Annotated in this window: 26 protein-coding genes and 1 pseudogene; 11 read left to right on the top strand and 16 right to left on the bottom strand. The window is 72.6% G+C overall.

The genetic code is table 11. The features are described 5' to 3' along the window. Positions 1-131 precede the first annotated feature (131 nt). On the top strand, positions 132-491 hold the full coding sequence (locus VT52_RS04525; protein WP_046423528.1) for a hypothetical protein: 360 nt from the start codon (positions 132-134) through the stop codon (positions 489-491). Positions 492-493: 2 nt separating this feature from the next. Then, positions 494-925, top strand: coding sequence for a hypothetical protein (locus VT52_RS04530; protein ID WP_046423529.1), 432 nt, complete (start codon positions 494-496; stop codon positions 923-925). 12 nt (positions 926-937) lie between these two features. On the opposite strand, the gene VT52_RS04535 is transcribed toward VT52_RS04530, so the two are convergent. Both VT52_RS04535 and VT52_RS04540 read right to left on the bottom strand, forming a co-directional pair. Further along, positions 938-1,435 (bottom strand): GNAT family N-acetyltransferase, encoded by a 498-nt coding sequence (locus VT52_RS04535; protein ID WP_046423532.1) that lies wholly within the window; start codon positions 1,433-1,435, stop codon positions 938-940. A gap of 180 nt (positions 1,436-1,615) precedes the next feature. Continuing rightward, positions 1,616-2,797 (bottom strand): glycerophosphodiester phosphodiesterase, encoded by a 1,182-nt coding sequence (locus VT52_RS04540; protein WP_046423533.1) that lies wholly within the window; start codon positions 2,795-2,797, stop codon positions 1,616-1,618. 428 nt (positions 2,798-3,225) lie between these two features. Here VT52_RS04540 and VT52_RS04545 point away from each other — a divergent pair, with 428 nt between their 5' ends. Together VT52_RS04545 and VT52_RS04550 are read left to right on the top strand one after the other, a co-directional pair. Next, entirely contained in the window at positions 3,226-3,846 is a 621-nt protein-coding gene (locus tag VT52_RS04545) for a lysophospholipid acyltransferase family protein (protein WP_420856257.1), read from the top strand. A gap of 147 nt (positions 3,847-3,993) precedes the next feature. Next, on the top strand, positions 3,994-5,661 hold the full coding sequence (locus tag VT52_RS04550; protein WP_046423534.1) for a multicopper oxidase family protein: 1,668 nt from the start codon (positions 3,994-3,996) through the stop codon (positions 5,659-5,661). Positions 5,662-5,683: 22 nt separating this feature from the next. Here the strand turns inward: VT52_RS04550 and VT52_RS04555 are convergent, their stop codons facing one another. From VT52_RS04555 to VT52_RS04575, 5 genes are all read right to left on the bottom strand, one after another. Beyond that, entirely contained in the window at positions 5,684-7,207 is a 1,524-nt protein-coding gene (locus VT52_RS04555) for an MFS transporter (protein WP_046423535.1), read from the bottom strand. Then, a complete protein-coding gene (locus tag VT52_RS04560; RefSeq protein WP_046423536.1) occupies positions 7,204-7,755 on the bottom strand; it encodes a TetR/AcrR family transcriptional regulator in 552 nt (183 codons plus the stop codon). Before VT52_RS04560 ends, VT52_RS04555 begins: the two co-directional genes overlap by 4 nt. Positions 7,756-7,913: 158 nt before the next feature. Further along, on the bottom strand, positions 7,914-8,885 hold the full coding sequence (locus tag VT52_RS04565) for an aldo/keto reductase (protein ID WP_046423537.1): 972 nt from the start codon (positions 8,883-8,885) through the stop codon (positions 7,914-7,916). Positions 8,886-9,063: 178 nt separating this feature from the next. Next, a complete protein-coding gene (gene argH / locus VT52_RS04570; protein ID WP_046423538.1) occupies positions 9,064-10,491 on the bottom strand; it encodes an argininosuccinate lyase in 1,428 nt (475 codons plus the stop codon). Positions 10,492-10,609: 118 nt separating this feature from the next. After that, positions 10,610-11,812, bottom strand: a complete 1,203-nt coding sequence (locus tag VT52_RS04575) for an argininosuccinate synthase (protein WP_046423540.1) — start codon at positions 11,810-11,812, stop codon at positions 10,610-10,612. A gap of 128 nt (positions 11,813-11,940) precedes the next feature. Here VT52_RS04575 and VT52_RS04580 point away from each other — a divergent pair. Next, positions 11,941-12,278 (top strand): annotated as a pseudogene (locus tag VT52_RS04580) (pyridoxamine 5'-phosphate oxidase family protein); the annotation flags it as partial. Positions 12,279-12,280: 2 nt separating this feature from the next. Continuing rightward, positions 12,281-12,994, top strand: coding sequence for a L,D-transpeptidase family protein (locus tag VT52_RS04585; protein WP_046423542.1), 714 nt, complete (start codon positions 12,281-12,283; stop codon positions 12,992-12,994). A gap of 32 nt (positions 12,995-13,026) precedes the next feature. On the opposite strand, the gene VT52_RS04590 is transcribed toward VT52_RS04585, so the two are convergent. Further along, a complete protein-coding gene (locus VT52_RS04590) occupies positions 13,027-14,502 on the bottom strand; it encodes a sensor histidine kinase (RefSeq protein ID WP_079174826.1) in 1,476 nt (491 codons plus the stop codon). Then, on the bottom strand, positions 14,499-15,245 hold the full coding sequence (locus VT52_RS04595) for a response regulator transcription factor (protein WP_046423544.1): 747 nt from the start codon (positions 15,243-15,245) through the stop codon (positions 14,499-14,501). The genes VT52_RS04590 and VT52_RS04595 overlap by 4 nt, the downstream gene beginning before the upstream one ends. A 249-nt stretch (positions 15,246-15,494) precedes the next feature. Between VT52_RS04595 and VT52_RS04600 the strand changes: the two genes are divergently transcribed. The 5 genes from VT52_RS04600 to VT52_RS04620 all read left to right on the top strand — a co-directional run bounded on the left by VT52_RS04600 (position 15,495) and on the right by VT52_RS04620 (position 20,347). After that, the gene (locus tag VT52_RS04600; RefSeq protein WP_046423546.1) at positions 15,495-16,850 is read left to right on the top strand and encodes a ferredoxin reductase family protein; all 1,356 of its coding nucleotides are present in this window, start codon (positions 15,495-15,497) and stop codon (positions 16,848-16,850) included. A gap of 10 nt (positions 16,851-16,860) precedes the next feature. Continuing rightward, positions 16,861-17,370 carry an FMN-binding protein gene (locus VT52_RS04605; RefSeq protein WP_046423548.1) on the top strand — a complete coding sequence of 170 codons (510 nt, stop codon included), beginning with the start codon at positions 16,861-16,863 and terminating at the stop codon, positions 17,368-17,370. Positions 17,371-17,395: 25 nt separating this feature from the next. Next, on the top strand, positions 17,396-18,136 hold the full coding sequence (locus VT52_RS04610) for an FAD:protein FMN transferase (protein ID WP_079174832.1): 741 nt from the start codon (positions 17,396-17,398) through the stop codon (positions 18,134-18,136). 96 nt (positions 18,137-18,232) lie between these two features. Then, entirely contained in the window at positions 18,233-18,427 is a 195-nt protein-coding gene (locus VT52_RS04615) for a hypothetical protein (RefSeq protein WP_046423552.1), read from the top strand. A gap of 75 nt (positions 18,428-18,502) precedes the next feature. Next, the gene (locus tag VT52_RS04620) at positions 18,503-20,347 is read left to right on the top strand and encodes an ABC transporter ATP-binding protein (protein WP_046423554.1); all 1,845 of its coding nucleotides are present in this window, start codon (positions 18,503-18,505) and stop codon (positions 20,345-20,347) included. A 24-nt stretch (positions 20,348-20,371) separates the two neighbouring features. On the opposite strand, the gene VT52_RS04625 is transcribed toward VT52_RS04620, so the two are convergent. The 7 genes from VT52_RS04625 to argC all read right to left on the bottom strand — a co-directional run bounded on the left by VT52_RS04625 (position 20,372) and on the right by argC (position 26,716). Further along, on the bottom strand, positions 20,372-21,157 hold the full coding sequence (locus VT52_RS04625) for a zf-HC2 domain-containing protein (protein ID WP_046423555.1): 786 nt from the start codon (positions 21,155-21,157) through the stop codon (positions 20,372-20,374). Continuing rightward, a complete protein-coding gene (locus tag VT52_RS04630) occupies positions 21,147-21,734 on the bottom strand; it encodes an RNA polymerase sigma factor (RefSeq protein WP_046423556.1) in 588 nt (195 codons plus the stop codon). The genes VT52_RS04625 and VT52_RS04630 overlap by 11 nt, the downstream gene beginning before the upstream one ends. A gap of 142 nt (positions 21,735-21,876) precedes the next feature. Next, on the bottom strand, positions 21,877-22,422 hold the full coding sequence (locus VT52_RS04635) for an arginine repressor (RefSeq protein WP_046423557.1): 546 nt from the start codon (positions 22,420-22,422) through the stop codon (positions 21,877-21,879). Between the two features lie 7 nt (positions 22,423-22,429). Then, positions 22,430-23,638, bottom strand: coding sequence for an acetylornithine transaminase (locus VT52_RS04640; RefSeq protein WP_079174827.1), 1,209 nt, complete (start codon positions 23,636-23,638; stop codon positions 22,430-22,432). Further along, positions 23,635-24,543: an acetylglutamate kinase gene (gene argB, locus VT52_RS04645; protein WP_046423558.1), complete on the bottom strand. Its 909-nt coding sequence runs from the start codon at positions 24,541-24,543 to the stop codon at positions 23,635-23,637. Before argB ends, VT52_RS04640 begins: the two co-directional genes overlap by 4 nt. Further along, complete coding sequence (gene argJ, locus VT52_RS04650) at positions 24,540-25,691, bottom strand: bifunctional glutamate N-acetyltransferase/amino-acid acetyltransferase ArgJ (protein WP_046423559.1); 1,152 nt, start codon at positions 25,689-25,691, stop codon at positions 24,540-24,542. The genes argB and argJ overlap by 4 nt, the downstream gene beginning before the upstream one ends. Beyond that, positions 25,688-26,716 (bottom strand): N-acetyl-gamma-glutamyl-phosphate reductase, encoded by a 1,029-nt coding sequence (argC, locus tag VT52_RS04655; protein ID WP_046423560.1) that lies wholly within the window; start codon positions 26,714-26,716, stop codon positions 25,688-25,690. Before argC ends, argJ begins: the two co-directional genes overlap by 4 nt. Positions 26,717-26,903: the final 187 nt, after the last annotated feature.

The following is a 26,903-nucleotide window of genomic DNA, read 5'->3' on the forward strand; positions in this document are numbered from 1 at the left end:
ACGGTACGCGGGCGAGCCCGCCCGGCGGTCTGCGGACCGGGCTCCGGGGCGGGCCCGCGGGAGGCCGGGCGACCGCGGCGTACGGCGGGGTCGGCGCCGTCGGCCCGATTCCGCCGTAATAAGGTCACCGCATGCTCACTGTCCTGACGCTGGTGACCGGGGTCGCCGCGCTGCTGCTCGCCGCGTGGTGCGGCTGGGCCGCCTATCGTGACCAGCCGACGAAGGACTGGCACTTCATCGGCATGGCCGTGGTGTCGTTGCTGGCCGTGATCCAGTTGGTGATCGGGATCGTGCAGCTGGCGCGGGGCGGGAAGCCGGAGCAGGGGACCACGATCTTCGTGGCGTATCTGCTGGGCGCGTTCGCGTGTGTGCCGGCCGCGGGGTTCATGTCGCTGGCCGAGCGGACCCGGTGGGGTTCGGTGACGGCCGCGGCGGGCGGCGTGGTGCTGGCCGTGCTCCAGGTCCGGCTCTTCGACATCTGGGGAGGCTGAGGATGACGACGGCCGAGGAGAAGCCGGCCCGGTTGATCAGCGGGCCGGGAATGCTGCTCGTGTGGTTCTACGGCGTGATGGTGGTCGGCGCGGTGTCCCGTTCCGTGTACCAGATCGCGACGGACTTCGAGCGGGCGCCGCTGGCGTACGCGCTGTCCGCGGTCGCCGGCCTGGTGTACGCGTTCATCACGTACACGCTGGTGCGCGGCGGGGAGACGGCACGGCGGGCGGCGCTGGTCTGCTGCGGGGCCGAGTTGGCGGGTGTGCTGCTCGTGGGCACGTGGACGCTGCTCGATCCCTCGGCGTTCCCCGACTCCACCGTGTGGTCCGACTACGGGATGGGCTACGTGTTCATCCCCGTGCTGCTGCCCGTTTCCGCGATGTACTGGCTGCGCAAGGCGCGCTCGCGGGAGACCGCCGCCCGTGCCGCGTAGGCGGTCCGCCGGTCAGGCCGTGGCCACATAGGTGACCGCCGGCTTCTCCAGCACGATCAGTTCGACCCCGTCCGTTCCCCTCGCCCTGCCCACCGGCTCGTAGCCGACGCGGCGGTAGAGGCGGAGGTTGCCCTCGCTGCGGTGGCCGGTCTGCAGGCGGAAGAGGGTGGCACCGCGCTTCTGGGCCAGCTCGGCCTCCGCGGCGCGCAGCAGGCGGGCGCCGATCCCGTGGCCCTGGAGGCGGGGGTGCACGCAGAGGCGGGCGATGGCGGCGGAGCCGTCCTCGGCGATCCTGCCGCGCACGGCGCCGATCACCTCGTCGCCGAGCCGGGCGACGAAGACGCAGTCGACGCCGATCTCGCGGCGGACGGCGTCGAGGGTCTCGACGAGCGGGTCGATGCGGTAGTTGCCGTACAGCTGCGCCTCGCTCTGGAAGCACAGGTACTGGAGGCGGAAGATCTCCTCCGCGTCCTGTCCGGTCGCCACCGAGATGGTCACGCTCATGCCCATGTGCGCACGCCTCCCGCTCACCTGATCACCTGTGGTTCCCCCACACTCCTATCCCCGCGCTCGGCGGGAGGCAACCTTCGCCGTGCGGGGACCGCCTGTGACATAGCCGACTCCCCGTGGCCCCCGGCGGACCGGGGCTTTCCGGGAGACCGCGGGCCGGCGCGCGGGGAGGCGCGCGGGTCAGCCCAGGAAGTCGGCGCGGGCCAGGACGCCGGTGTCGGCGTTGTCGGTGAAGACGCCGTCGATGCCGGTCGCGAAGTACGTCCTGAAGGCACCGAAGGGGTCGCCGTAGCCGTCGGCCGCGCCGCCCTCGCGGAACTCGGTGGGCAGGAAGGGGTTCTCGTTGCGCATCGTGTAGGGGTGCAGGATCAGGCCCACCCGGTGCGCGTCGGAGACCAGGGTGGAGGGCTCGGCGAGGGAGCCGTCCGCCTTCTTGGGGATGACCAGGTCCAGGGTGGGGCCGATGCCCTGTGCGTAACCGGCGATCTCCCGCAGGCCCTTGGGGGTGATCAGGTCGGCGACCGTGCGCGGGTCGCCCGCCTCCACGAAGTCCCAGGGGCGGCTGTCGGCCGTGGACAGCAGCACCACGAGCGGGTTGTCGACCAGTTGGTTCAGCTTCTGGATGCTGGTGGGCTCGAACGACTGCAGGATCACCGGGGAGTTGCGGGTGTCCTTGCCGTGCCTGCGCAGCAGCTTGGCCACCCGCTCCTCCAGGGCGAGGCCCAGCTTGCGGAAGTAGGTGGGGTGCTTGGTCTCGGGATAGATCCAGACCTGCTTGCCGCGCTTGCGGGTCTGCTCGTCCTGCCAGTGCAGGACCTCCTCGAAGGTGGGGATCTCCCAGCGGCCGTCGTAGAGGGTGTTGTGCGGCCGGTTGGCCGGGATGCGCTCGATCGCGCGCAGCGTCTTCAGCTCGGCGAGGGTGAAGTCCTCGGTGAACCAGCCGGTGGTGGGGACGCCGTCGAGCACCTTGGTGGTCCTGCGGCCGGCGAACTCGGGGTGGTCCGCGACATCGGTGGTGCCGCCGATCTCCGGTTCGTGACGGCAGACCAGGTGGCCGTCCTTCGTGGGGCACAGGTCGCCGGCCTCCACGATGTCGGCGCCGAGGTCGAGGGCCAGCTCGTAGGAGCCGAAGGTGTGCTCGGGGCGGTAGCCGCTGGCACCGCGGTGGCCGACGATGGTCGGCACCGGCAGCCCCTTGAGCCCGCGCGCGGTGCGCTTCGCCGCGGGACCCTCGGCGGCCCGTGCGGTGCCGGACAGTCCGAGGACCGCGCCGCCCGCGCCCAGCATCGCGGCGCCGAGCAGCGCCCGCCGTCCCGTGGCCTGCGGTTGTGGCTGCGTCTCGTTCGTACGCTCGGTTCCCATGGCGGCCTCCTGCCGTCTTCTGTCTTCTTCGCTCATCGGTCCGATGCTCATCAGTCCGGGAGATCGTAGGGGCGCGCATATGACAGAAGGGCGGCTTCGCGTCGAACTCGCGGGTGCCTGCGTATGGCCCGTGTGTGCGGGCAGGTGACGGGCTGTCGCGTACGGGGACGGAGGGAGCGATGTCCGTCACATCGGCACAAGGGCGTCACACGCCGTCCGCCGCACGTCACCGCAGGTAAACCCATGTCAACACTTCGTAAGACCTCGGTGAACGGCCCGTCCCCGATGTGCGTTCCCGGCGGAGCCGCGAGTAATGTCCTCACCTGCACAGACCGTGACCCACAGATTCATACCGCTCCCTGACATCGGAGGACCCGTTGTCCCGCTTCCGCCTCATCAAGGCAGTGCTCGGACCGATCATGCGCCTGATGTTCCGCCCACAGGTGGAGGGCGTGGAGAACATCCCCGGGGACGGGCCGGTGATTCTGGCCGGAAACCACCTCACCTTCATCGACTCGATCGTGCTTCCGATCGTCACGAAGCGTCAGGTGTTCTTCATCGGCAAGGACGAGTACGTCACCGGCAAGGGCTTCAAGGGCCGGCTGATGGCGTGGTTCTTCACCGGGGTCGGCATGATCCCGGTGGACCGGGACGGGGCGAACGGCGGTGTGGCCGCGCTGATGACGGGCCGGCGGATCCTGGAGGAGGGCAAGGTCTTCGGGATCTACCCGGAGGGCACCCGCTCCCCCGACGGCCGCCTGTACCGGGGGCGTACGGGCATCGCCCGGCTGACCCTGATGACCGGCGCGCCGGTGGTGCCGTTCGCCATGATCGGCACCGACAAGCTCCAGCCCGGCGGCAACGGCATCCCGCGGCCCGGCAAGGTCACCGTCCGGTTCGGCCCGGCGATGGAGTTCTCCCGCTACGACGGCATGGACCGCGACCGCTATGTGCTGCGCGCGGTCACCGACTCCGTGATGGCCGAGGTCATGCGGCTGTCCGGGCAGGAGTACGTCGACATGTACGCCACCAAGGCGAAGGCCGCCTGAGTCCGGCGCAGCAGATGGCCGCGGGCCGTTCCGGTGGTACCGGGGCGGCCCGCTTTCGTCCGTCTGCCGGTGTGAATCTGCCCTGGGGCAGGGGCATTCGGCCTACGCCCCCGAGCGCATGATCCACAGAACATGTCTCATGCAGACATGGATACACCTTCGCGGCGAACCCTCCTCCGTGTCCCGATCGCAGCCGTCGGCGCGGGTCTCCTGGCGGCGTGCGGCTCCGGTTCGGGGCCCGAGACCCGCTCCGGTCCGCACCACCCGGACACCGGTCCCCTCGGGGCGGGCATCGAGGGGAACTTCGTGCCGGCGGGTCCCAAGGGGTACGTCAACCCGTCGGACCCGGAGGTGCTCGCCGCCGAGCGGAAGCGCGGGGCGGGCCGCGTCCGCAGCTACCACTTCACCGCCGCGGAGTCCAAGCTCGACCTGGGCGGGCGCTCGGTGCGCACCTGGGCGTACAACGACACGGTGCCGGGGCCGCTGGTCCGGGTGACCGCGGGCGACGTCCTGGACATGACGTTCGCCAACCGGCTGCCGACCACCACCACGCTGCACTCCCACGGGGTGCGGCTGCGCTGCGACATGGACGGCGTCCCGGACCTGACGCAGCGGCCGATCGCGGCCGGCACGGACTTCCGCTACCGGTTCACCGTGAAGCACCCCGGCACGTATCTGCTCCACTCCCATGTCGGGATGCAGCCCGACCGCGCGCTGTACGCGCCGCTCGTCGTGGACGATCCCAAGGAGACCCTCGCCTACGACAAGGAGTGGATCGTCGTCCTGGACGACTGGCTGGACGGCGTGGACGGCTCCACCCCCGACAGCGTGCTCGAACAGCTCAAGCCGGGCGGCTCCGGGATGGCCGGCATGGGCATGGGCCCGGAGCACCCGCACGCGAGCGGGAGCCCCTCCCCGAGCCCGAGCCGGTCGGCAAAGGCGAAGTCGTCGTCGCCCGCGAAGGCCGGGGGCGGCCCGAACCGGGTGCTGCACGACTCCCACAGCCGCATGCTCCACGGCGAGGGCGGCAGCGTCGACTATCCGTACTACCTCGCCAACGGGCGGCTGCCGCACCAGCCCCAGGAGTTCCGCTGCCGTCCCGGCGAGCGCATCCGGGTGCGCTTCGTCAACGCGGGTTCGGAGACGGCTTTCCGGGTCTCGCTCGGCGGCCACGCCATGACGGTCACGCACACCGACGGCTACCCCGTGCGGCACACGAAGACCGACGCCCTGCTCCTCGGGATGTCCGAGCGGTACGACGTGCTGGTGACCGCCAAGGACGGCTGTTTCCCGCTCGTGGCGCTCGCCGAGGGGAAGAAGGGCGGCGCGCTCGCGGTCCTGCGCACCGACAAGGGGAAGAGCCTTCCCGCCCCGGACGTCCGCCCCCGGGAACTGGACGGCGAGTGCGTCCCCGCGCGGCGGCTGGTGCCGGCCGACTCGGTGGCCCTGCCCGAGCGGCACCCCGACCGCCAGATGCGCATCAAGATCACCGGCAGCATGCGGAAGTTCGACTGGGGCTTCGACCACAAGCCGTACGACGTCCGCCAGCGGCACGAGATCCACGCCGGGGAGCGGGTGCGGCTGACCCTCATCAACGCGACGGACATGTGGCACCCGATGCACCTGCACGGGCACACCTTCGCGATGACGGGGCTGGACGCGGTGGGCGCGCGCAAGGACACGGCCCTGGTGCTGCCGCACCGCAAGCTGGTGTTGGAGTTCGACGCGGACAATCCCGGACTGTGGATGCTGCACTGCCACAACCAGTACCACTCGGAGAGCGGGATGATGACGGTGCTCGGCTACAAGCGGTGAGCGGCCGCCGGGTGGGAGGTGCTCACCCGGCGTTCTCCAGCCGCTGCCCCCTCAGCAGGAACCATGCCGCGACCGCCGTGCCCAGCAGGACCGCCGCGCCCGCGCCCGAGGCCAGGTGGAGGCCGTGGACGAACGCGTCACGGGCCGCGTCCAGGAGGGACTCGGCCGTCCGCGGCGGCAGGCCGGCCGACGCCTCCACGGCCGCGCCCAGCGAGTCGTGCGCGCCCGGCGGGGTGCCGGCCGGTCCCCGGAAGCCGCTGTAGACGGCGGTCACGATGGAGCCGAGGAGGGCGATGCCGAGGGCGGCGCCCAGTTCGTAGGCCGTCTCGGAGACCGCGGAGGCGGCACCTGCCTGGTCCTTGGGGACACTGGACAGGATGACGTCGGCCGTGACCGTGAAGGACAGGCCCGCGCCGACGCCCACCACCAGCAGGGCGGCGCCGAGCACCGGGTAGCCCGTGCCCTGGCCGAGACAGGTCAGCGCGGCCAGGGACAGGCCGACCGCGGCGAGGCCGGCCGAGACCACCGAGCGGACCGAGAAGCGCCGGGCGGCGCTGCCCGCGACCAGTCCGGCCACCACCGCGCCGACGGCGGCGGGCAGTTCGGCGAGGCCCGCCTCGAACGGGTGGCGGCCCTGGACGAGTTGGAGGTACTGCGAGAGGAAGAAGACCAGCCCGGACATGCCGAGCACGGTCAGCAGGTCGGCGAGCACCGCGCCGCTGAAGCCGCGGTGCCGGAACAGCCGCATGTCCAGCAGCGGGGCCGGCATGGTCAGCTGACGGCGCACGAAGCCGTACAGCGCGCCCGCGCCCAGCAGACCCGCGCCGAGCGTGGGCCAGGAGAAGCCGTGGGTGGCCGCCTCCTTGACGGCGTAGACCAGGCCGATCATGCCGAGGAGCGACAGCAGCACGCTGGCCAGGTCCCAGGGGCCCGGGTTCGGGTTGCGGGACTCGGGCAGGGTGCGGATGCCGACCAGGACGAGGACCGCCATCACCGGCAGGTTGATCAGGAAGACCGAGCCCCACCAGAAGTGCTCCAGCAGGAAGCCGCCGACGATGGGGCCGACCGCCGTACCGGCCGAGGCCGTCGCGCCCCAGATGCCGACGGCGAGACTGCGCTCGCGCGGGTCGTGGAAGAGGTTGCGGATCAGGGCGAGGGTGGCCGGCATCAGGGTCGCGCCCGCGACACCGAGCAGTGCCCGCGCCAGGATCATCAACTCCGGTGTCGTGGCATAGGCGTTGAGCACGGAGATCGCGCCGAACGCGGTGGCGCCGCAGAGCAGGATCCGCTTGCGGCCGATGCGGTCGCCGAGACTGCCCATGGAGACCAGCAGGCCGGCGATGACGAAGGAGTAGACGTCACCGATCCACAGCAGCTGGGTGCCGGAGGGGTGCAGGTCCTCGCTGATGTAGGGGGTCGCCAGGCCGAGGACGGTGGCGTCGACGGCCACCAGCAGCACGGCCAGGACGAGGACGCAGAGCGCGAGCCAGCGGCCCGGACGCTTCTCCGCCTCCGTCACGCTCGCCGGCCGCACGGTGCTGGTCATGATTCCTCTCTCCGTAGAGCGCCGCCGAGCAGCAGCTCGGCGACCATGGTCGGGAAGTCGCGGGCGGCCACGCGGCCGTCCAGGGTGGCCCAGGCGCAGGACGCGGTCAGGCCGTACAGCGCCTCGGTGAGCCAGACCGGGGTCAGGTCGATGCGGAACTCGCCGTCCTGCTGTCCGCGCTGGAACAGGGCGCCGATCCGGCTGTCCAGGCGCTGCCAGCCGTCGTTCTGCCGGTCGCCCTCCCACAGCTGGCTCTCGCCGTACAGGAAGGCGAGCAGTCCCGCGGCCGGCTGGATCTCACGGACCAGCCGGCGTACGGCGTCGGTCGCGGACCCCTGCTCCGGGCGGGCCCGGTCCAGCGCCGCCTCGCACTCGGCGATACCGAGCGCCTCCAGCGCCCGGACGAGCGCGTCGCGTCCGGCGAAGTGCCGGTGCAGCGTCGCCCGGCTGATCCCGGCGGCCTTGGCGACCTCGTCCATGGTCGCGGTGGACTTACGGGTCAGCAGGGCGGCGGCGCTGCGCAGTACGTGGTCTCGGTCCAGGGCCATGAAACAAGGATAACCCATGTGAGACATTCTTGTCTCATTATGGCCATGCGCGACTCATCGTCGCTGGTCAGAGGGGTCGGCGCGACCCTCGGCCGGGGGGCTCTCGACCGGTGAGGGCTCTCGACCGGTGAAGGCTCTCGACCGGTGGGCGTTTTCGCTCAGTGCCAGGGCAGCTGCGCGCGTCGCTCCCAGTAGGCGCGCGGCTCCTCGGTGAGCGTGGCGAGGCGGGTCATCCGGTCCGCGTCCAGGTCGACGGCGGGGGCGTGCAGATTGGAGGAGAGCTGGGTCAGGGTCGCGGCGCCGGAGAGGACGACGCCCACCCAGGGCCGGCGCAGGATCCAGGCGAGGGCGACGGCGTCGCAGCCGAGTCCCTCCTCGGCGGCGATCGACCTCAGGGCCTCGGGGGCGTTCGGACCGGCGAGCCGGCCGTTGGCCATGCCCTCCTTGACGATCACGGTCAGGCCGGCGTCATGGGCCTCGGCGAGGGCGGGGGCGGCCGAGTGCTCCAGGATGTTGTACGTCGACTGGACGGTGCGGAAGAGGGGCTCGCCGTCGACCGTCACCGCGAGGGCGGCGCGGACGGTGTCCGCCTGCCGGGGGCCGCTGGTGGAGAACCCGATGGTCAGTCCCCCGGCCGCGGCCTCCGCGAGCCTCGCGTGGAGTTCCTTGTCGGTGAGGGCCGGGCTGTCCGGGGTGAGCGAGTGGATCTGGTAGAGGTCGAGCCGGTCGCCGAGCAGGGCGTCGGTCTCGGCGCGCTGACGCTCGTACGTCGCCGCCGTGTGGTCCTTGACCTCGTGCCGCTCGGCGTCGGTGGACCAGTCGGCGGTGTAGGTGTAGCCCCACTTGCTGCCGACGACCACGTCGTCGGCGCCGGGGTTGGCCGCCAGCCACTGGGCGAGGAACTCCTCCGAACGGCCGTAGGAGCGGGCGACGTCGAAGTAGCGGACCCCCTGCGCGTAGGCGGCGTCGAGGAGTTCATGGGTGCGGGTGCGCAGCGCCTCGACGCTGCGGTCCTCGCCGAGGTCGCCGTCCCGGCCGAGGTTGATGTAGCCGGGGCGACCGACGGCGGCGAGACCGAGGCCGATGTGACAGGTCGGGGTGGTGGCGGTCGCCAGACGGGCGAAGGGCATCGCGGGCTCCGTTGGGTCGGCTCCGGTTCGGCTTCCGACCAACGTAACCCGCGAGGCCCCGCGAATCGCCCAGGAGCCCGGGGCGCGCGGTTGTCGCGCGGCCGCGGGTGGGCCGTCGCCGCTCGCGCCCGCGCGGGGGCGGCCGCACGCGCCGCCGCCCGGTGCCCCTGCCGCACCGCTACTTCACGGCCCGCGCCCATTCCTGCTGCGCCGCCACGTCCGCCTTCACCTCGGCCAGCTGCACCGCCACCGCGCTCGGGGCCGTGCCGCCGCGCCCGCCCCGGGAGGCCAGGGCGCCGGGGACGTTCAGGACGGTGCGGACCTCGGGGGTGAGGTGGGCGGAGATCTTGGCGAACTGCTCGTCCGTCAGCTCGTCCAGCTCCTTGCCCTCGGCCTCCGCGGCCTTGACGCACTCCCCCGCGACCTCGTGGGCCACCCGGAAGGGAACGCCCTGGCGCACCAGCCACTCGGCGATGTCGGTGGCGAGGGAGAAGCCGGCCGGGGCCAGTTCCTCCATGCGCTCACGGTGGACGGTGAGGGTGGCCATCATGCCGGTGAAGGCGGGCAGCAGGATCTCCAGCTGATCACAGGAGTCGAAGACCGGCTCCTTGTCCTCCTGGAGGTCGCGGTTGTAGGCGAGGGGCAGCGCCTTGAGTGTGGCCAGCAGACCGGTCAGATTGCCGATCAGGCGGCCGGACTTGCCCCGGGCCAGCTCCGCGATGTCCGGGTTCTTCTTCTGCGGCATGATCGAGGAGCCGGTGGAGAACGCGTCGTGGAGGGTGACGAAGGAGAACTCCTTCGTGTTCCAGATGATGATCTCCTCGGCGATCCGGGAGAGGTTCACGCCGATCATGGCGGTGATGAAGGCGAACTCAGCGACGAAGTCCCGGGAGGCCGTGCCGTCGATGGAGTTGGCGGCGCTGCCGCGCTCGAACCCGAGGTCGGCGGCCACCGCCTCCGGGTCCAGACCGAGCGAGGAGCCCGCGAGGGCGCCCGAGCCGTACGGCGACACCGCCGTGCGCTCGTCCCACTGGCGCAGCCTCTCCGCGTCCCGGGACAGGGACTGGACGTGGGCGAGGACATGGTGGGCGAAGAGCACCGGCTGGGCGTGCTGGAGGTGGGTACGGCCGGGCATCGCCACGTCCGGGTGGGCCTCGGCCAGGCCGATCAGGGCCTCCTGGAGATCGGCGATCAGGCCGCCGATGATCCGGGCGTGGTCCCTGAGGTACATCCGGAAGAGGGTGGCCACCTGGTCGTTGCGGGACCGGCCGGCGCGGAGCTTGCCGCCGAGGTCCCGGCCGAGGCGCTCCAGCAGACCGCGCTCCAGGGCGGTGTGCACGTCCTCGTCGGCGATGGTGCCGGTGAAGGAGCCGTCGGCGACGTCCGCCTCCAGCCGGTCGAGCCCGGCGATCATGCGGGCCAGCTCGTCCTCGGTGAGGAGTCCGGCCTTGTGCAGCACGCGGGCATGGGCGCGCGAGCCGGCGATGTCGTAGGGCGCGAGCCGCCAGTCGAAGTGGACGGACGCGGACAGCTTGGCCAGGGCCTCGGCGGGACCGTCGGCGAAACGGCCGCCCCAGAGCCGTACGTCACCGCTGTTGCTGCTCACTGCGTTGCTCCTCGGAAGATGTCTCTGTGCCACCGCCTCCCCACCCTTGCAGGTGGGGAGGCGGCTGTCAGGCGGATGCGTGCGAGGGGGACCCGTAAGGGGTCGGAGCGGAGCCGCGTCAGGCCCGGCCCGCGAGATCACGCCGCGCGGCGATCTTCGACGACAGGCTGTAGATGTCGATGAAGCCCTTGGCCGCCGCCTGGTCGAAGGTGTCACCGGTGTCGTAGGTGGCGAGGTTGAAGTCGTACAGGGACGACTCGGAGCGCCGGCCGGTGACGACCGCGCGGCCGCCGTGCAGGGTCATCCGGATGTCGCCGTCGACCTGCTGGTTGGCCTCGTCGATGAAGCCCTCCAGGGCGCGCTTGAGCGGGGAGAACCACTGGCCGTCGTAGACCAATTCGCCCCAGCGCTGCTCGACCTGGCGCTTGTAGCGGGCCAGCTCGCGCTCGACCGTGACGTTCTCCAGCTCCTGGTGGGCGGTGATCAGGGCGATCGCGCCGGGGGCCTCGTAGACCTCGCGGGACTTGATGCCGACCAGGCGGTCCTCGACCATGTCGATCCGGCCGATGCCCTGGCCGCCCGCGCGCTCGTTGAGCTGCTGGATGGCCTGCAGGACGGTCACCGGCTTGCCGTCGATGGCGACCGGGACGCCCTGCTTGAAGCTGATGACGACCTCGTCGGCCTCGCGCGCGACGGCGGGGTTGGAGGTGTACTCGTAGATGTCCTCGATCGGGGCGTTCCAGATGTCCTCCAGGAAGCCCGTCTCGACGGCGCGTCCGAAGACGTTCTGGTCGATGGAGTAGGGGGACTTCTTGGTGGTGGCGATCGGGAGCCGCTTGGCCTCGCAGAAGGCGATCGCCTTGTCCCGGGTCATCGCGTAGTCGCGGACCGGGGCGATGCACTTCAGGTCGGGGGCGAGGGCGACGATGCCGGCCTCGAAGCGGACCTGGTCGTTGCCCTTGCCGGTGCAGCCGTGGGCGACCGTGGTGGCCCCGTGCTTCTGGGCGGCGGCGACGAGGTGCTTGACGATCGTCGGCCGGGAGAGGGCGGAGACCAGCGGGTAGCGGTCCATGTACAGGGCGTTGGCCTTGATCGCCGGGAGGCAGTACTCGTCGGCGAACTCGTCCTTGGCGTCGGCGACCTCGGCCTCGACCGCACCGCACGCGAGGGCGCGCTTGCGGATGACGTCCAGGTCCTCGCCGCCCTGGCCGACGTCGACCGCGACGGCGATGACCTCGGCGCCCGTCTCCTCGGCGATCCAGCCGATGGCGACGGAGGTGTCCAGACCGCCTGAGTAGGCGAGTACGACGCGCTCGGTCACGGGTTTTCTCCTCACAGTGCATTCGCTGACATGCATGAGTATGCAGGGTTCCGCATGATTCGTCAATCACCCCTCCGGGTGACACGGATATCCCGGGACAGCCGGCGGAGTTCCGGGGACGGTCCGTCGAGGGCCCGCCGAACGCCGTGCGGGTGCACGGCCGGGGCGAGCCGGTCTTCCGCGACGACCCGCGCCCGCCCGGCCTGCTCGCCCGCTTCCCCGGCGCCGACGCGCGCTCGCACGGGCTGCGCGCGGTCATCGTCGTGCACGCCGAGCTGATCCGGGACACCTGCGGGTACCCCGTCCCCCGCACGGCGTACGAGGAGGACCGCGATCTGCACGAGCGGCGTTTCGCGCGGGAGGACGACGCCTCTTGAACGACTGCTTCACCGGGAAGGAGCACATCGCCAGGAGCCTGGACGGACTGCCCGGACTGCCGTTGCCGCTGCCCCCGTCTAGCGTCTGAGCATGCGCCCCGGTGTCGTCGCCAGCCTCGTGTCCGTCTCCGTGCTCGGCCTGCTCGGGGCCGCGCCCGCGCCGCGCGGGCCGGTACCGGCTCCACTGCCCGCGCGGCTGGCGGACACCGGCGGCGGCACCCAGCTGATCATCGCGCAGGCGCCCGGCACCACCTCCACGACGGGCACGGTCACCTGGTGGGACCTGCGCGGCGGCACCTGGACGCGGGCCGGTTCCGCGCCGGCGCGGTTCGGGGCGAAAGGGCTGACCGAGGGGGACTCGCGCACACAGGGGACGGACACGACGCCGACCGGGTTGTACGACCTTCCGTTCGGATTCGGGGTCGAGGCGGCGCCGGCCGGCACGAGGATCTCGTACCGGGCGGTGAAGGAGAGCTCCTGGTGGTGCCAGGACAACGCCTCCTCGTCGTACAACCGCTGGACGGATCCGCTGCCGGGCGACTGCCGGGCCTCGGAGGCGGAGCACCTGAGCGCGTACGGCGGGCAGTACGCGTACGGGCTCGTCGTGGGGTTCAACTACCACCGGCCGGTGCGGGGCCGGGGGGCCGGGATCTTCCTGCACGTCAACGGGGCCGGGGCGACAGCCGGTTGTGTGTCGGTGCCGGAGGACTCCATGCGGCGGATCCTCCAGTGGGTGGCGCCCGGACAGTCGCCGCACATCGTCATCGGGACGTCCGGCGGCGCCACCGGTGTCAGCCGGTACTGAGGCCGCCGCGCCCCGGCCCGCTCACCTGGCCCTCACCCGGCCGGCAACTGCACCGTGAACGTCGTGGACCCCGGCGCGCTCTGCACCGCCACCGTCCCGCCGTGCGCCTCCGCCACCGCCGCCACGATCGACAGTCCCAGTCCGGCCCCCGTGGCGGTCGTGTCGCCGTGGCGGCGGTGGTCGGCTCGGGTGAAGCGTTCGAAGACGCCGGAGCGCAGGTCCTCGGGGATGCCGGGGCCGTCGTCGTGGACGGAGAGGAGCACGGCGCCCGGCCGGGGGTCCAGGGTGACGGTGACCTTGGTGCCGGCCGGTGTGTGCAGACGCGCGTTGGCCAGCAGGTTGGCCAGCACCTGGTGGAGGCGGTGGGCGTCGCCGGTGACCGTGACCGGGTCCTCCGGGAGGTCCAGGACCCAGCCGTGGCCGGGACCGGCGGCGCGTGCGTCGGTGACCGCGTCCAGGACCAGCCGGGTCAGGTCGACCGGGCCGCGCTCCAGCGGGCGCCCCGCGTCAAGGCGGGCGAGCAGCAGCAGGTCGTCCACCATCAGGCCCATCCGCGAGGACTCGGCGGCGATGCGCTCCAGCGCCCGGGTGACCTCCGGCGGCACCGGGCCCGGGTGCAGCAGGCCCAGTTCGGCGTGGCCCCGCACCGAGGCGACCGGGGTGCGCAGCTCATGGCTGGCGTCGGCGGCGAACCGGCGCAGCCGCTCCTCGCTGGCGTGCCGTTTGGTGAGCGCGTCCTCGACGTGGCCGAGCATGCCGTTGAGGGCCGTGGCGACCTGGCCGACCTCGCTGTGCGGGTCGGCGACGGGCGCGCGCGGGGGCAGTGCCACCACGCCGTTGGCGAGCGGGAGTTCGCCGACCCGGGTGGCGGTGGCGGTGACCCGGCCGAGGGGCCGCAGGGACCAGCGGACCCAGAGGGCGCCGCTCACCCCGGCCGTCACGAGGGCGAGGCCGAAGACGATCCCGGCGACCACCTCCAGGCGGTGCACGGCCGCCTCGACGGGCTTCAGCGGGAGCCCCGCCATCAGCACGTCGCCGTCGCGGCCGGGAGTGGCGACGACCCGGTAGTGGCCCAGGGCGGAGAGTTCGACGGTGTGCGGGCGGCCGTCGTCCGGGATCCGGGCGAGGCGTTCGGCGTCCCGCGCGCTCAGAGCGATGTTCAGGTCGACGGAGAGGTCGCCGGAGCGGATGAGGCCCCTGTCCGTGACGACGCCGCGCCGCAGGCAGGCACCGAAGGTGCCGGTGGCCATCCGGCGGGTGTCGGCCGTCTCGTCCCCGTCGTGGTCGTCGGGCAGCTGGCCGTGGTGCTCCAGGCTCTCCGGGAACCGGGTACCGACCTGGGCGAGCTGCTCGTCCAGGCGCTGGGTGAGGAAGCCGTTCAGCTCGACCACGGCGGCCACCCCGACCGCGGCGCAGCTCACCGCGAGCAGCACCACCAGGCCGAAGGTGAGCCGGGCCCGCAGGGTGCGGAAGCGGGGCAGCCGGGCGAGCAGGCGACCGGGCCTCACCCGGTCACCGGTTTCAGTACGTACCCGGCCCCGCGCACCGTGTGGATCATGGGCTCCCGGCCGGCGTCGATCTTCTTGCGCAGGTAGGAGATGTACAGCTCGACCACATGGGCACGGCCGCCGAAGTCGTAGGACCACACCCGGTCGAGGATCTGCGCCTTGCTGAGGACGCGCCGGGGGTTGCGCATCAGGAAGCGCAGGAGCTCGAACTCGGTCGGCGAGAGTTCGATCAGCTCGCCGGCCCGGGTCACCTCGCGGGCGTCCTCGTCCATCACCAGGTCGCCGACGACCAGCCCGGGGTCCTCCTCCGGCTCCGGACGGCGGGCCATGCCGGCGCGGCGCAGCAGTCCGCGCAGCCGGGCCACGACCTCCTCCAGGCTGAAGGGCTTGGTGACGTAGTCGTCGCCGCCCGCGGTGAGCCCGGCGATCCGGTCCTCGACCGCGTCCCGCGCGGTGAGGAAGAGCACGCACACCTCGGGCTGGGTCTCGTGCAGCCGGCGCAGCACGGTGAAGCCGTCCATGTCGGGCAGCATCACGTCCAGCACGACGGCGTCGGGCCTCAGCTCGCGCGCGGCGGCGAGGGCGGCGGCGCCGTCGGCGGCGGCACGCACCTGCCAGCCCTCGTAGCGCAGGGCGCCGGTGAGCACCTCGGAGAGGTCCGGGTCGTCGTCCACCACGAGGACGCGCAGGGCGGTGCCGTCAGGGCGGGTGAGGGCCGGTCGGCCGGAACGGGTCGTGTTCATCGCGCCTCCCAGCATCGCGGGTGGGCGCGGCGGCTGGTCGCCGCGGCGGCTCTGAGTTTCCTCTGAGTGCGCTCGGCCGGGTGCCGTACTGCCTGGTCAGGGCGGTTTGTGAGAACTCTCTGAGACCTCTGTGAGAAAGCCCTCAGAGAACCGGCCGCGGGCCCCTTCTCAGAGGTGCCTCAGAGCTGGGTCCCGCACAGTGGCTCCGCCGGGCGGCGACCCGGTCGGCCGACGAAGGGAACGGCACTGATGACAGCGGTGGACATGGGACGGGCGGCGCCTACCCGGCGGCGGACGACCGCGCGGCGCTCCCCCGCGGGGCCGCTGCTGGCGGTGCTGTGGGCGGGGGCGGCGGCCACGGTCGCGCTGTGGTGGGCGGACACCGCCTCCGTGGTCGGCGCGGCGGGCTGGCTGACCGGCGCGGGACGGCTCGCCGGGCTGCTGTGCGGATACGCCTGCGCGGTGCTGGTCGGCCTGATGGCGCGGGTGCCGGCACTGGAGAACCGGGTGGGCTCGGACCGGGTGGCCCGCTGGCACGCGATGGCCGGGCGGTACACGGTGTGCCTGCTGGTGGGGCACATCGCGCTGATCCTGGCCGGCTACGCCGCGCAGGACCGGGCGTCGCTGTGGCACGAGACGGTCACCGTGGTGCTGGACTACCCGGACATGCTGAAGGCCACCGCGGGCACGCTGATCCTGTTCGCGGTCGGCGTCACCTCGGCGCGGGCGGCCCGGCGGCGCATCCGGCACGAGTTCTGGTACTACGTCCACCTGCTCACGTACGCGGCCGTGTTCCTGGCCTTCTTCCACCAGGTGTCGCTGGGCGAACAGTTCAACGGCCGGCCGGTGGCCAACGCCGCCTGGTACGTGCTGTACCTCGGGGTCGCGGCGCTCGTGGTCCGGTACCGCTTCCTCGCGCCGATCCGGCTCAACCGGCGCCACCGGCTGCGGGTGGAGTCGGTGCACCAGGAGGCGCCGGGGGTGTTCTCGGTCGTGGTGCGCGGGCGGGACCTCGACCTGCTGGGGGCGCGGCCGGGGCAGTTCTTCCGGTGGCGGTTCCTCGCCCAGGGCATGGCCTGGACGTCCACGCCGTACTCCCTGTCGGCGCCGCCGCGCCCGGACCTGCTGCGGATCACGGTGAAGGCCCTGGGCGACCACAGCACGGCGATTTCCACGCTCCGGCCCGGCACCCGGGTGTGGGTGGAGGGCCCCTACGGCGCCCTGACCGCCGACCGGGCCACCGGCGGGCGGTCCCTGCTGATCGCGGCCGGCGTCGGCATCACCCCGCTGCGGGCCCTGTTCGAGACGCTGCCCGGCGAGGTCACGCTGCTGTACCGGGCGCGCTCGGCGCAGGACCTGGCGCTGGGCGGCGAACTGGAGGAGATAGCGCGGTGGCGCGGCGCCACGGTGCTGTACGCGCTGAACGGTCCGCACGGCGAGCGGCCCCGGATCACCGCGGAGTCGCTGCGGGCGCGCTTCCCCGATCTGCCGGCCCGTGACGTCTACATCTGCGGGCCCCACGGGTTCGCCCAGGACGTGTACGAGGCCCTGCGCGCGGCGGGTTCGCCGGACCGCCGCATCCACCACGAGTCGTTCGAGCTGTGAGGCAGAGGTCATGCACGCACTGAGGAAGAACCGCCCGCTGCGCCGCGTGGTGCTGGCGAGCGCCACGACGGTCTCCGCCGTGGTGCTGCTGCTGTCCCTGAAGCCGCACACCAGCCCGAGCCTCGCCCTGGGCGCTTCGGCACAGGCACCCCGGGGCGGCGCGAGCGCGCCCGCCTCGTCCGGCGCCTCCCCGGCACCGGGGGACTCCTCGGCGCCCGGCGGTGCCCCGGCGACCGGCGGTGCGGCGAAGACCGCCACCGGCGAGACCGTGCAGACCCGCTGGGGCCCGGTGCAGGTACGGGTGACCGTCAAGGGCGGCAGGCTCACCGAGGTGACGGCTCTCCAGTACCCCACGGAGAACCCGCGCGACCAGGAGATCAACAGCTACGCGCTGCCCCAGCTGCGGCGCGAGGCGCTGGCCGCGCAGAGCGCGCAGATCGACATGGTCTCGGGCGCGACGTACACCAGCACCGGCTACCGGCAGTCCCTCCAGTCCGCCCTGGACCAGGTCCATGGGTGAGGGCGTGCGGCACGCGGAGGAGGTCATGGGGACCGTCTTCTCCTTCGACGTGCGGGGCGGGGAGAGCGGGGCGGTGCGGGCGGCACTCCGGGAGGCGGTGGCTCGGCTGCACGAGGTGGACGCGGTGTTCAGCACCTATCGCGCGGACAGCGAGGTCTCCCGGCTGGCCCGGGGTGAGCTGACCGTGGAGCAGTGCCCGCCGGAGGTCGCGCGGGTGCTGGCGCTGGCGGCCGAGGCGGAGCGGGTGAGCGAGGGATGGTTCAGCGCGCGCTACCGGGGGGTGCCGGATCCCACCGGGATCGTCAAGGGGTGGTCGGTGGAGCGGGCGGCCCGGCGGCTGGCCGCGGTGGCGGGGGTGACCGGGGTCAGCGTCGGCGGCGGCGGTGACGTGCAGTCGCTGGGCGTGCCGGAGCCGGGGCGGCCCTGGCGGGTGGGGATCGCGGATCCCCTGCGGCCGGGCGGGCTCACCGCGGTGGTGTCGGCGGCGGGGGCGGAGGACCTGGCCGTGGCCACATCGGGCACGGCCGAGCGGGGCGCCCATGTCGTCGACCCGCACACGGGGCGGCCCGCGGTCACGGACCTGGTGGCGGTGACCGTGGTGGCACCCCGACTGACCTGGGCGGACTGCTGGGCCACGGCCGCGTTCGCCCGGGGGGCGGCGGCGGGGCTGAAATGGCTGGAGTCGCTGCCCGGCACCGAGGGACTGCTGCTCACGGCGGACGGCGAGGTGCTCCACACCGAGGGACTGGCGGCGTACATAGCGTGAAAAATGGGTTGAAAGGGAAATTTTCTCGCTGAGAAGCCATCCGAGTCCGGTCCTCGGACGTACCCAGGGTGCAGCGAATTTTCCAGGAGGAACGCTATGGCTATCTTCAGCAGTCTGCTGCCCAAGGGTGGCTGCGGCGACGGTCGTGGTCACGGCCGCGGCCACGACAACGACCGCTTCGAGGCCTTCGACCGTCACGACCACGGGAACCGTCACGGTGACCGCCACGGTCGCGACGGCGGACGCGGTGGCCACGGCCGCGGCGGCCGCGGCGGCCACGGCGGCTACTGACCGACTCCCACAGGCTGAGCGGACCGGGGCCCGGAGGACCCGGTCCGCCCGGCCGCTGCGCGAGGAACGCATCCCATGGCGCAAGTCCTGCGGCGTCTGCTGTCCTGGGGAGACCCGGACGGTCCCTCCTCCGGCACCCCCGAGGCATCCGGCGACATCGTCGCGGCCGCGCCCGTGGTCTCCCCGCGCGCGGTCTTCCGCCGGTTCTGGCCCTACACCCGCGGCAACCGGCGCTGGCTCGCCCCGCTGCTGCTGCTCAGCCTGACCGGACCGGTCATCGACGCCGCGGAGCTGTGGCTGTTCAAGGGCGTCGTGGACCAGGTGCTGGTTCCCCGGGACCTGCGCCCCTTTCTGTGGCTCGCCCCGGCCTACCTGGGGCTGATGCTGTGCTCCGGCGTCCTCGGCTTCGCCGACGAGATGATGTCCACCTGGGTCGGCGAACGCTTCCTGCTCTCCCTGCGCGGCGACGTCTTCCGGCATCTGCAGGGCCTGTCCCTCGGCTTCTTCGAACGCCGCCGGCTCGGCGACGTGCTCTCCCGCGTCACAGGGGACGTGGACGCGGTCGAGACCTTCCTGCTGTCCGGCGTGGCGGACGCCCTGTACTACGTGCTCCAACTGGCCGTGTTCGTCGGCCTGCTGTTCTACCTGAGCTGGGACCTGACCCTGCTCGCACTGGTCATCGTGCCGCTGTTCTGGGGCGCCGCCCGGCACTTCTCGCGGCTGATCAAGGACGCCTCCCGGGAGCGCAGACGGCGCACCGGCTCGCTCAGCGCGATCGCCGAGGAGGTGCTCGGCAATGTCGCGCTCGTGCAGGCCTACAACCGGCAGGGCTGGGAGGCGCGCCGGTTCGAGCGGGAGAGCGTGGGCCGGTTCCGGGCGGTGATGGCCTCGACGCGGATCCGGTCCCTGTACGCACCCCTCGTGGAGATCATCGAGGTGGCGGGCGGACTCGCGGTGCTGGGCCTCGGCACCTGGAAGCTCTCCCAGGGCCAGCTGACGCTGGGCGGGCTGCTGGTCTTCCTCGCCCTGATCGGCAAGATGTACAGCCCCGTGCACGGTCTGTCCGGGCTCGGCACCACCTTCTACTCCGCCGCCGCCTCGGCCGAGCGGATCATCGAACTGCTGGACCAGCGGCCGCAGGTCACCGAGCGCGCCGGCGCCCGCCCCCTCGGCCGGGCGCGCGGGGCGGTGGAGTTCGACCGCGTCTGGTTCCGCTACCCCGGCACCACCCCCTGGGCCCTCGCGGACGTGTCGTTCCAGGTGGCGCCGGGCGAGACGCTGGCGCTGGTCGGGGCGAGCGGCGCGGGCAAGTCCACCGCCGCCAGGCTCCAGCTGCGGTTCTACGACCCCGACCGGGGCGCGGTCCGGCTCGACGGCACCGATCTGCGCGAACTGCGCCTCGCCGATGTGCGCGAGAGCGTCGCGGTGGTGCTCCAGGAGACCCTGGTCTTCCACGGCACGGTGCGGGAGAACATCGCCTACGGCCGCCCGGAGGCGTCCGAGGCGGAGATCGTCGCGGCGGCGCGCGCGGCGGACGCGCACGAGTTCGTCGAGCGGCTCCCGGACGGCTACGACACCGTCGTCGGCCAGCACGGCCGGACCCTGTCCGGCGGCCAGTGCCAGCGTCTCGCGATCGCCCGCGCGATGATCAGGGACGCGCCCGTGCTGCTGCTCGACGAGCCGACCACCGGGCTCGACGCGGGCGCCGGCCGGCGGATCATGGAGCCGCTGCGCCGGCTGATGGCCGGGCGGACCACCATCGTCATCTCGCACAACCTGCTCACCGTGCGCGACGCCACCCGGATCGTGGTGCTCGACCGGGGCCGGGTCGTGGAGGACGGCGCGCACGGCGATCTGCTGGTGCGCGACGGGACGTACGCCCGGCTGCACCGGCTGAACACGGGCACCGTGCTGTCGTGACCGTCGCCGCCCGCGTGGCCGTCCTCATGTCTGCTGGGACGGCGCATGCGTGTCCCGGGTCAGCACGTGCCCGGTCTGCAGGTGGGCGCGGGCGAGGACCGTGCCGTCGGCGGAGGTCAGCCTGGCACCGGAGATCGAGTTCGCGTCTACGGGCGTCTGGGCTCCCCAGTGGCCCTGCCCGTTGCGTACGGTGAAGTCGCCCACGCGCACGGTCGTACCGTCGGAACGCTCCAGCACGCAGCTGACCCGGCCGCTGTACGCGCTGCCGTGCCCGGCGAGGTCGACGGTCACGAAGATCCAGCCGGGGCTGCCGGGGTGGGCGTAGACCTCACCGATGGGCGACCCGGCGGTCGAGTCCGCGGTCATGTCGCCGACCAGCATGGGCTCGGACTCCATGGTGCGCGGGGGCGCGGCGGTGACCGTCTGCACGGCGGTGCCGATGCCCCAGCCGGCGAACCCGGCGACCACCGCGAGGCCGGCCGCGGCCGCCCCGAGCCGGATGCGGGCCCGGCGCGCGCGCCCGCGCAGGACGGGGAACGCCGGGGCGCGGGTGGCGGTGCGCCCGTCCGCGGCCGCCTGCTGGGCGAGGCTGCGGGCCACCCGGCTCTCGAAGCCCAGCGGGGGCTCCTGGCAGGGCAGCAGGCCGATCAGCCGGTCGCCGACCAGAGTGAGCTGGCGGACGAACTCCCGGCAGTCCGCGCAGCTGTCCAGATGGGCGATCGCGTCCGCGCGCTCGCGTCCGGGCAGCACGTCCAGCGCCAGCTCGGCGCCGATATCGCGCAGCTTCTCGCAGTTCGCGTCACTGGACATGACCGCCTCGATCCGGAGCCGACAGTGTGGTGCGCAGTTTGCCCATCGCCGCTCTGATGCGGGTCTTGGCGGTGCCCAGCGGGATCTGTTCCGCGTCGGCGACCTGCTGGGCGGTCATTCCGTAGATGCCGGCCATCATCAGGGCCCGTGCCTGTTCGCGGGGCAGCCGGGAGACGGCGGCCCGCAGCCGGGCGGAGGCCTCGTCGGCCAGCGCCCAGCGCTCGGGGGTCTCGGTGACGGTGCCGAGGAGGGCGTCGAGGTCCTCGGGGGCCACCGGCTCGGTGCGCCGGGCGCGTACGGCGTCGATGGCCAGGTTGTGCGCGATGGTGGTCAGCCAGGTGGTGACCGATCCACGGCGCGAGTCGTAGATCTGCGCGTGCCGCCACGCGCGTTCGAACGTCTGCTGGGCGACGTCCTCGGCGAGCTGACGGTCCCGGGTGACGGCCATGGCGACACCGAAGACCCGGTGCTGGAAACGTCGTACGAAGACGACGGCCAGCTCCTGGTCTCCGGTGGCCAGCCCGGACAGCAGAGCCTCGTCCGGGAGGCGCCCCACTGGGAACCGCAAACCCGACACACCTCTTTATACGGCCGACGGCCCCCGGGGGATTGGCCGCCGGGGCGCTGCCGTCCCGGGCGCCCCCGGTCCGCCGTCGCGGAGGATGACCTGCCCATTGTCCGCCGCGGGGCGGCGACCCGCATGCCGGTCGGCGCGCGGCTCAGTGGCCGTTCTGCGCGAGCTTGAGCAGATGGTCCGCGAGGGCCTGGCCACCGGTCGGCTCGCGGCTGATCAGCAGCAGCGTGTCGTCGCCCGCGATGGTGCCGAGGATGTCGTGGAGTTCGGCCTGGTCGATGGCCGAGGCGAGGAACTGGGCGGCCCCGGGCGGGGTGCGCAGCACGACCAGGTTGGCCGAGGCCTCCGCGGAGATCAGCAGCTCCTGGGACAGGCGCCGCATCCGCTCCTCCTTGGCGGACTCGCCGAGCGGGGCGCGCGGGGTGCGGAAGCCGCCCTCGCTGGGCACGGCGTAGATGAGGTCGCCGTCGTTGTTGCGGATCTTGACCGCGTTCAGCTCGTCGAGGTCCCGGCTCAGCGTCGCCTGGGTGACGGTGAGCCCGTCGTCGGCGAGCAGCTTGGCCAGCTGGCTCTGCGAGCGCACCGGCTCCCGGTTGAGGATGTCCACGATCCGGCGGTGCCGCGCGGTGCGCGTCTGCGGCACGGCGGGCCCGGCACCTGTCTGCTGCTCCTGCTCCTGCGCCTGGCTCATCGTCGTCTCATTCTCCGGATCGTCCGTCCCCGCTGGCGTCGAGGATGCCGGGCAGCGCCTGGAGCAAGGCGCCCGCCTCGTCGTCGCGCAGGTTCAGCGGGGGCATGAGCCGTACGACGTCGGGGGCGGGGGCGTTCACCAGGAACCCGGCCTCCTGGGCCGCCTGCTGCACCTGGTGCGCGCGCGGCCCGGTGAGCACGATACCCAGGAGCAGGCCCGCGCCCCGGACATGGTCGACCAGCGGGTGGCCCAGGGCCTCGATGCCCGCGCGCAGCCGCTCGCCCTGCCGCTTCACGTTCTCCAGCAGTCCCTCGTCCTCGATGGCGCCGATGACGGCGAGGCCCGCGGCGCAGGCGACCGGGTTGCCACCGAAGGTCGTACCGTGCTGGCCGGGCCGGAGCAGTTCGGCGGCGCGGCCGAAGGCGACGGTGGCGCCGAGCGGCAGTCCGCCGCCGAGTTGCTTGGCGAGGGTGACCACGTCGGGCAGCACGCCCTCATGGGCCTGGTAGGCGAACCAGGTGCCGGTGCGGCCGACGCCGGTCTGCACCTCGTCCAGGACCAGCAGTGCGCCGGTGGCGGCGGTGATGGCACGAGCGGCCTTGAGATAGCCGGCCGGGGGCACGACGACGCCGTTCTCGCCCTGGATCGGCTCGACGATCACCAGGGCGGTCTGCTCGGTGACGGCCGCGGCCAGGGCCTGGGCGTCGCCGTAGGGGACGTGGGTGACATCGCCGGGCAGCGGCCGGAAGGGGTCCTGCTTGGCGGGCTGCCCGGTGAGCGCGAGGGCGCCCATCGTACGGCCGTGGAATCCGCCCTCGGTGGCGACGACATGGGTGCGCCCGGTGAGCCGCCCGATCTTGAAGGCGGCCTCGTTGGCCTCGGCGCCGGAGTTGCAGAAGAACACCCGGCCCTCGCGGCCGAAGAGCTGGAGCAGCCGTTCGGCGAGCGCGACGGGCGGCTCGGCCATGAACAGGTTGGAGACATGGCCCAGGGAGGCGATCTGCCTGCTGACGGCGTCCACGACCGCCGGGTGGGCGTGGCCGAGCGCGTTGGTGGCGATGCCGCCGACGAAGTCGGTGTACGCGCGGCCCTCGGCGTCCCACACGGTGGCGCCCGCGCCGCGCACCAACGGCAGGCGGGGGGTGCCGTAGTTGTTCATGAGCGCGCCCTGCCAGCGCTGGGCCAGGTCCTGGTTGCCGCTCTGGTGCCCCGTCACTGTGCGTCCCCTTCGGGCTCGTCGGGCACGACCATGGTGCCGATGCCCTCGTCGGTGAAGATCTCCAGCAGGATGGAGTGCTGCACCCGGCCGTCGATGACGCGGGCGGTGTGCACGCCGCCGCGCACCGCGTGCAGGCAGCCCTGCATCTTGGGCACCATGCCGGAGCTCAACTCCGGGAGCAGCTTCTCCAGTTGGGTCGCGGTGAGGCGGCTGATCACCTCGTCGGAGTGCGGCCAGTCCTCGTAGAGGCCCTCGACATCGGTGAGGACCATGAGAGTTTCGGCGCCAAGGGCCGCAGCGAGTGCCGCAGCCGCCGTATCAGCATTGACGTTGTAGACATGACCGTCGTCCTGACTGCGGGCGATGGAGGAGACGACCGGGATGCGGCCGTCGGCGAGCAGGGCCTCGATGGCGCCGGTGTCGATCGCGGTGATCTCGCCGACCCGCCCGATGTCGACCGGCTCCCCGTCGATCCGGGGCAGGTGCTTGGTGGCGGTGATGGTGTGCGCGTCCTCGCCGGTGAGACCGACGGCGAGCGGGCCGTGCTGGTTGAGCAGGCCGACCAGCTCGCGCTGCACCTGTCCGGCGAGCACCATCCGTACGACGTCCATGGCGTCCGCGGTGGTGACCCGCAGGCCCGCCTTGAACTCGCTCACGATGCCGTGCCGGTCGAGGGCGGCGCTGATCTGGGGGCCGCCGCCGTGCACCACGACCGGCCTGAGTCCGGCGTGCCGCAGGAAGACGACGTCCTGGGCGAAGGCGGCCTTCAGTTCCTCGTCCACCATGGCGTTGCCGCCGAACTTGATGACGACGATCTTTCCGTGGTGCCGGGTCAGCCAGGGCAGCGCCTCGATGAGGGTCTGCGCCTTGGGCAGGGCCGTGTGCTTACGGGTCGTGGTCATGAGGAGTAGGCGCTGTTCTCGTGGACGTAGTCGGCGGTCAGGTCGTTGGTCCAGATCGTCGCGGTCTCGGTGCCCGCGGCGAGGTCGGCCACGATGTGGACCTCGCGGTAACGCATGTCGACCAGGTCGCGGTCCTCGCCGACGGAGCCGTTCCTGCACACCCAGACACCGTTGATGGCGACGTTGAGCTGGTCCGGCTCGAAGGCGGCGCCCGTGGTGCCGATCGCGGACAGGACACGGCCCCAGTTGGGGTCCTCGCCGTGGATGGCGCACTTGAGGAGGTTGTTGCGGGCGATGGAGCGGCCGACCTCGACGGCGTCCGCCTCGCTGGCCGCGCCCACGACCTCGACCCTGATGTCCTTGCTGGCGCCCTCGGCGTCGCCGATGAGCTGACGGCCGAGGTCGTCGCAGACCTGCCGTACGGCCTCGGCGAAGGCGTCGTACCCAGGGGTGACGCCGGAGGCGCCGGAGGAGAGCAGCAGCACGGTGTCGTTGGTGGACATGCAGCCGTCGGAGTCGACGCGGTCGAAGGTGACCCTGGTGGCGGCACGCAGGGCCTTGTCCAGGGTGGCGTCGTCCACGTCCGCGTCGGTGGTGATGACGACCAGCATGGTGGCGAGGCCGGGGGCGAGCATGCCGGCGCCCTTGGCCATGCCGCCGACCGTCCAGCCGGCCCCGGTGGCGACCGAGGTCTTGTGCACGGTGTCGGTGGTCTTGATGGCGATGGCGGCCTTCTCGCCGCCGTGCTCGGACAGCTGGGCGGCGGCGGTGCCGATGCCGGGGAGCAGCTTGTCCATCGGCAGCAGGACGCCGATGAGGCCGGTGGAGCAGACGGCGACCTCGATGGCGCCGCGGCCGAGGGCCTCACCCGCCTTCTCGGCCGTCGCGTGGGTGTCCTGGAAGCCCTTGGGTCCCGTACAGGCGTTGGCGCCGCCGGAGTTGAGGACCACGGCGGAGACCTGGCCGCTCTTGACGACCTGCTCGGACCACAGGACCGGCGCGGCCTTGACACGGTTGGCGGTGAAGACGCCGGCGGCGGCACGGCGGGGCCCGTCGTTGACCACGAGGGCCAGGTCGGGGTTGCCGTTCTGCTTGATCCCGGCGGCGATACCGGCCGCCCGGAATCCCTTGGCTGCCGTGACGCTCACGGTGCGACTCCGATCGTGGAAAGCCCGGTGGTCTCGGCGAGACCCAGGGCGAGGTTCATGCTCTGGACGGCACCGCCGGCGGTGCCCTTGGTCAGGTTGTCGATGGCGCTGATCGCGATGACGCGGCCCGCGGCCTCGTCGTACGCGACCTGCACCTGGACGGCGTTGGAACCGTGCACGGCGGCCGTCGCGGGCCACTGGCCCTCGGGCAGCAGGTGGACGAAGGGCTCGTCGGCGTACGCCTTCTCGTAGGCGGCGCGCACGGCCTGGGCACTCACTCCGGCGACGGCCTTCGCGCTGCACGTGGCGAGGATGCCGCGGGGCATCGGGGCGAGGGTCGGGGTGAAGGAGACGGTGACCGGCCGCCCCGCGACCGCGCCGAGGTTCTGCATCATCTCGGGGGTGTGCCGGTGACCGCCGCCGACGCCGTACGGCGACATGCTGCCCATGACCTCGCTGCCCAGCAGGTGCGGCTTGGGCGCCTTGCCCGCGCCGGAGGTGCCGGAGGCGGCGACGATCACGGCCTCGGGCTCGACGATCCGTGCCGCGTAGGCCGGGAGGAGGGCGAGGGTCGCGGCGGTGGGGTAGCAGCCGGGTACGGCGATCCGCCTGGTCCCGGTGAGCGCGGTGCGGGCACCGGGCAGCTCGGGCAGGCCGTAGGGCCAGGTGCCGGCGTGCGCGGAGCCGTAGAACTTCTCCCAGTCGGCCGCGTCCCTCAGCCGGAAGTCGGCGCCCATGTCGATCACGAGCACGTCCGGGCCGAGCTGTTCGGCGACGGCGGCGGACTGCCCGTGGGGCAGCGCGAGGAAGACCACGTCGTGCCCCGCGAGACTGTCGGCCGTGGTCTCGGCCAGCACCCGCCCGGCCAGCGGCCACAGGTGCGGCTGGAGCGTCCCGAGTCGCTGCCCGGCGTTGGAGTTCCCGGTCAGGGCCCCGATCTCGACCTCGGGGTGCGCGAGGAGCAGCCGCAGGACCTCTCCGCCCGCGTACCCGCTCGCCCCGGCAACCGCCGCACGTACCGCCATGTCCACCCTCCTCTGGATGGCATGACTATACGCATCAATGCACGTTTATGCAATGAGTATGCGGGAGAGCGAGGGCGCCCGGAGCGGCCCCCGCTCCGGGCCGGGCCGAGGGCCGCTCCGGGTCCGTGACAGAACGCGGACAGCGCGGAGAACCGCCTGTAGCTGGCTGCGGGATACAAATATCTCC

Source organism: Streptomyces malaysiense, from assembly GCF_000980885.2.
GTDB lineage: Bacteria > Actinomycetota > Actinomycetes > Streptomycetales > Streptomycetaceae > Streptomyces > Streptomyces malaysiense.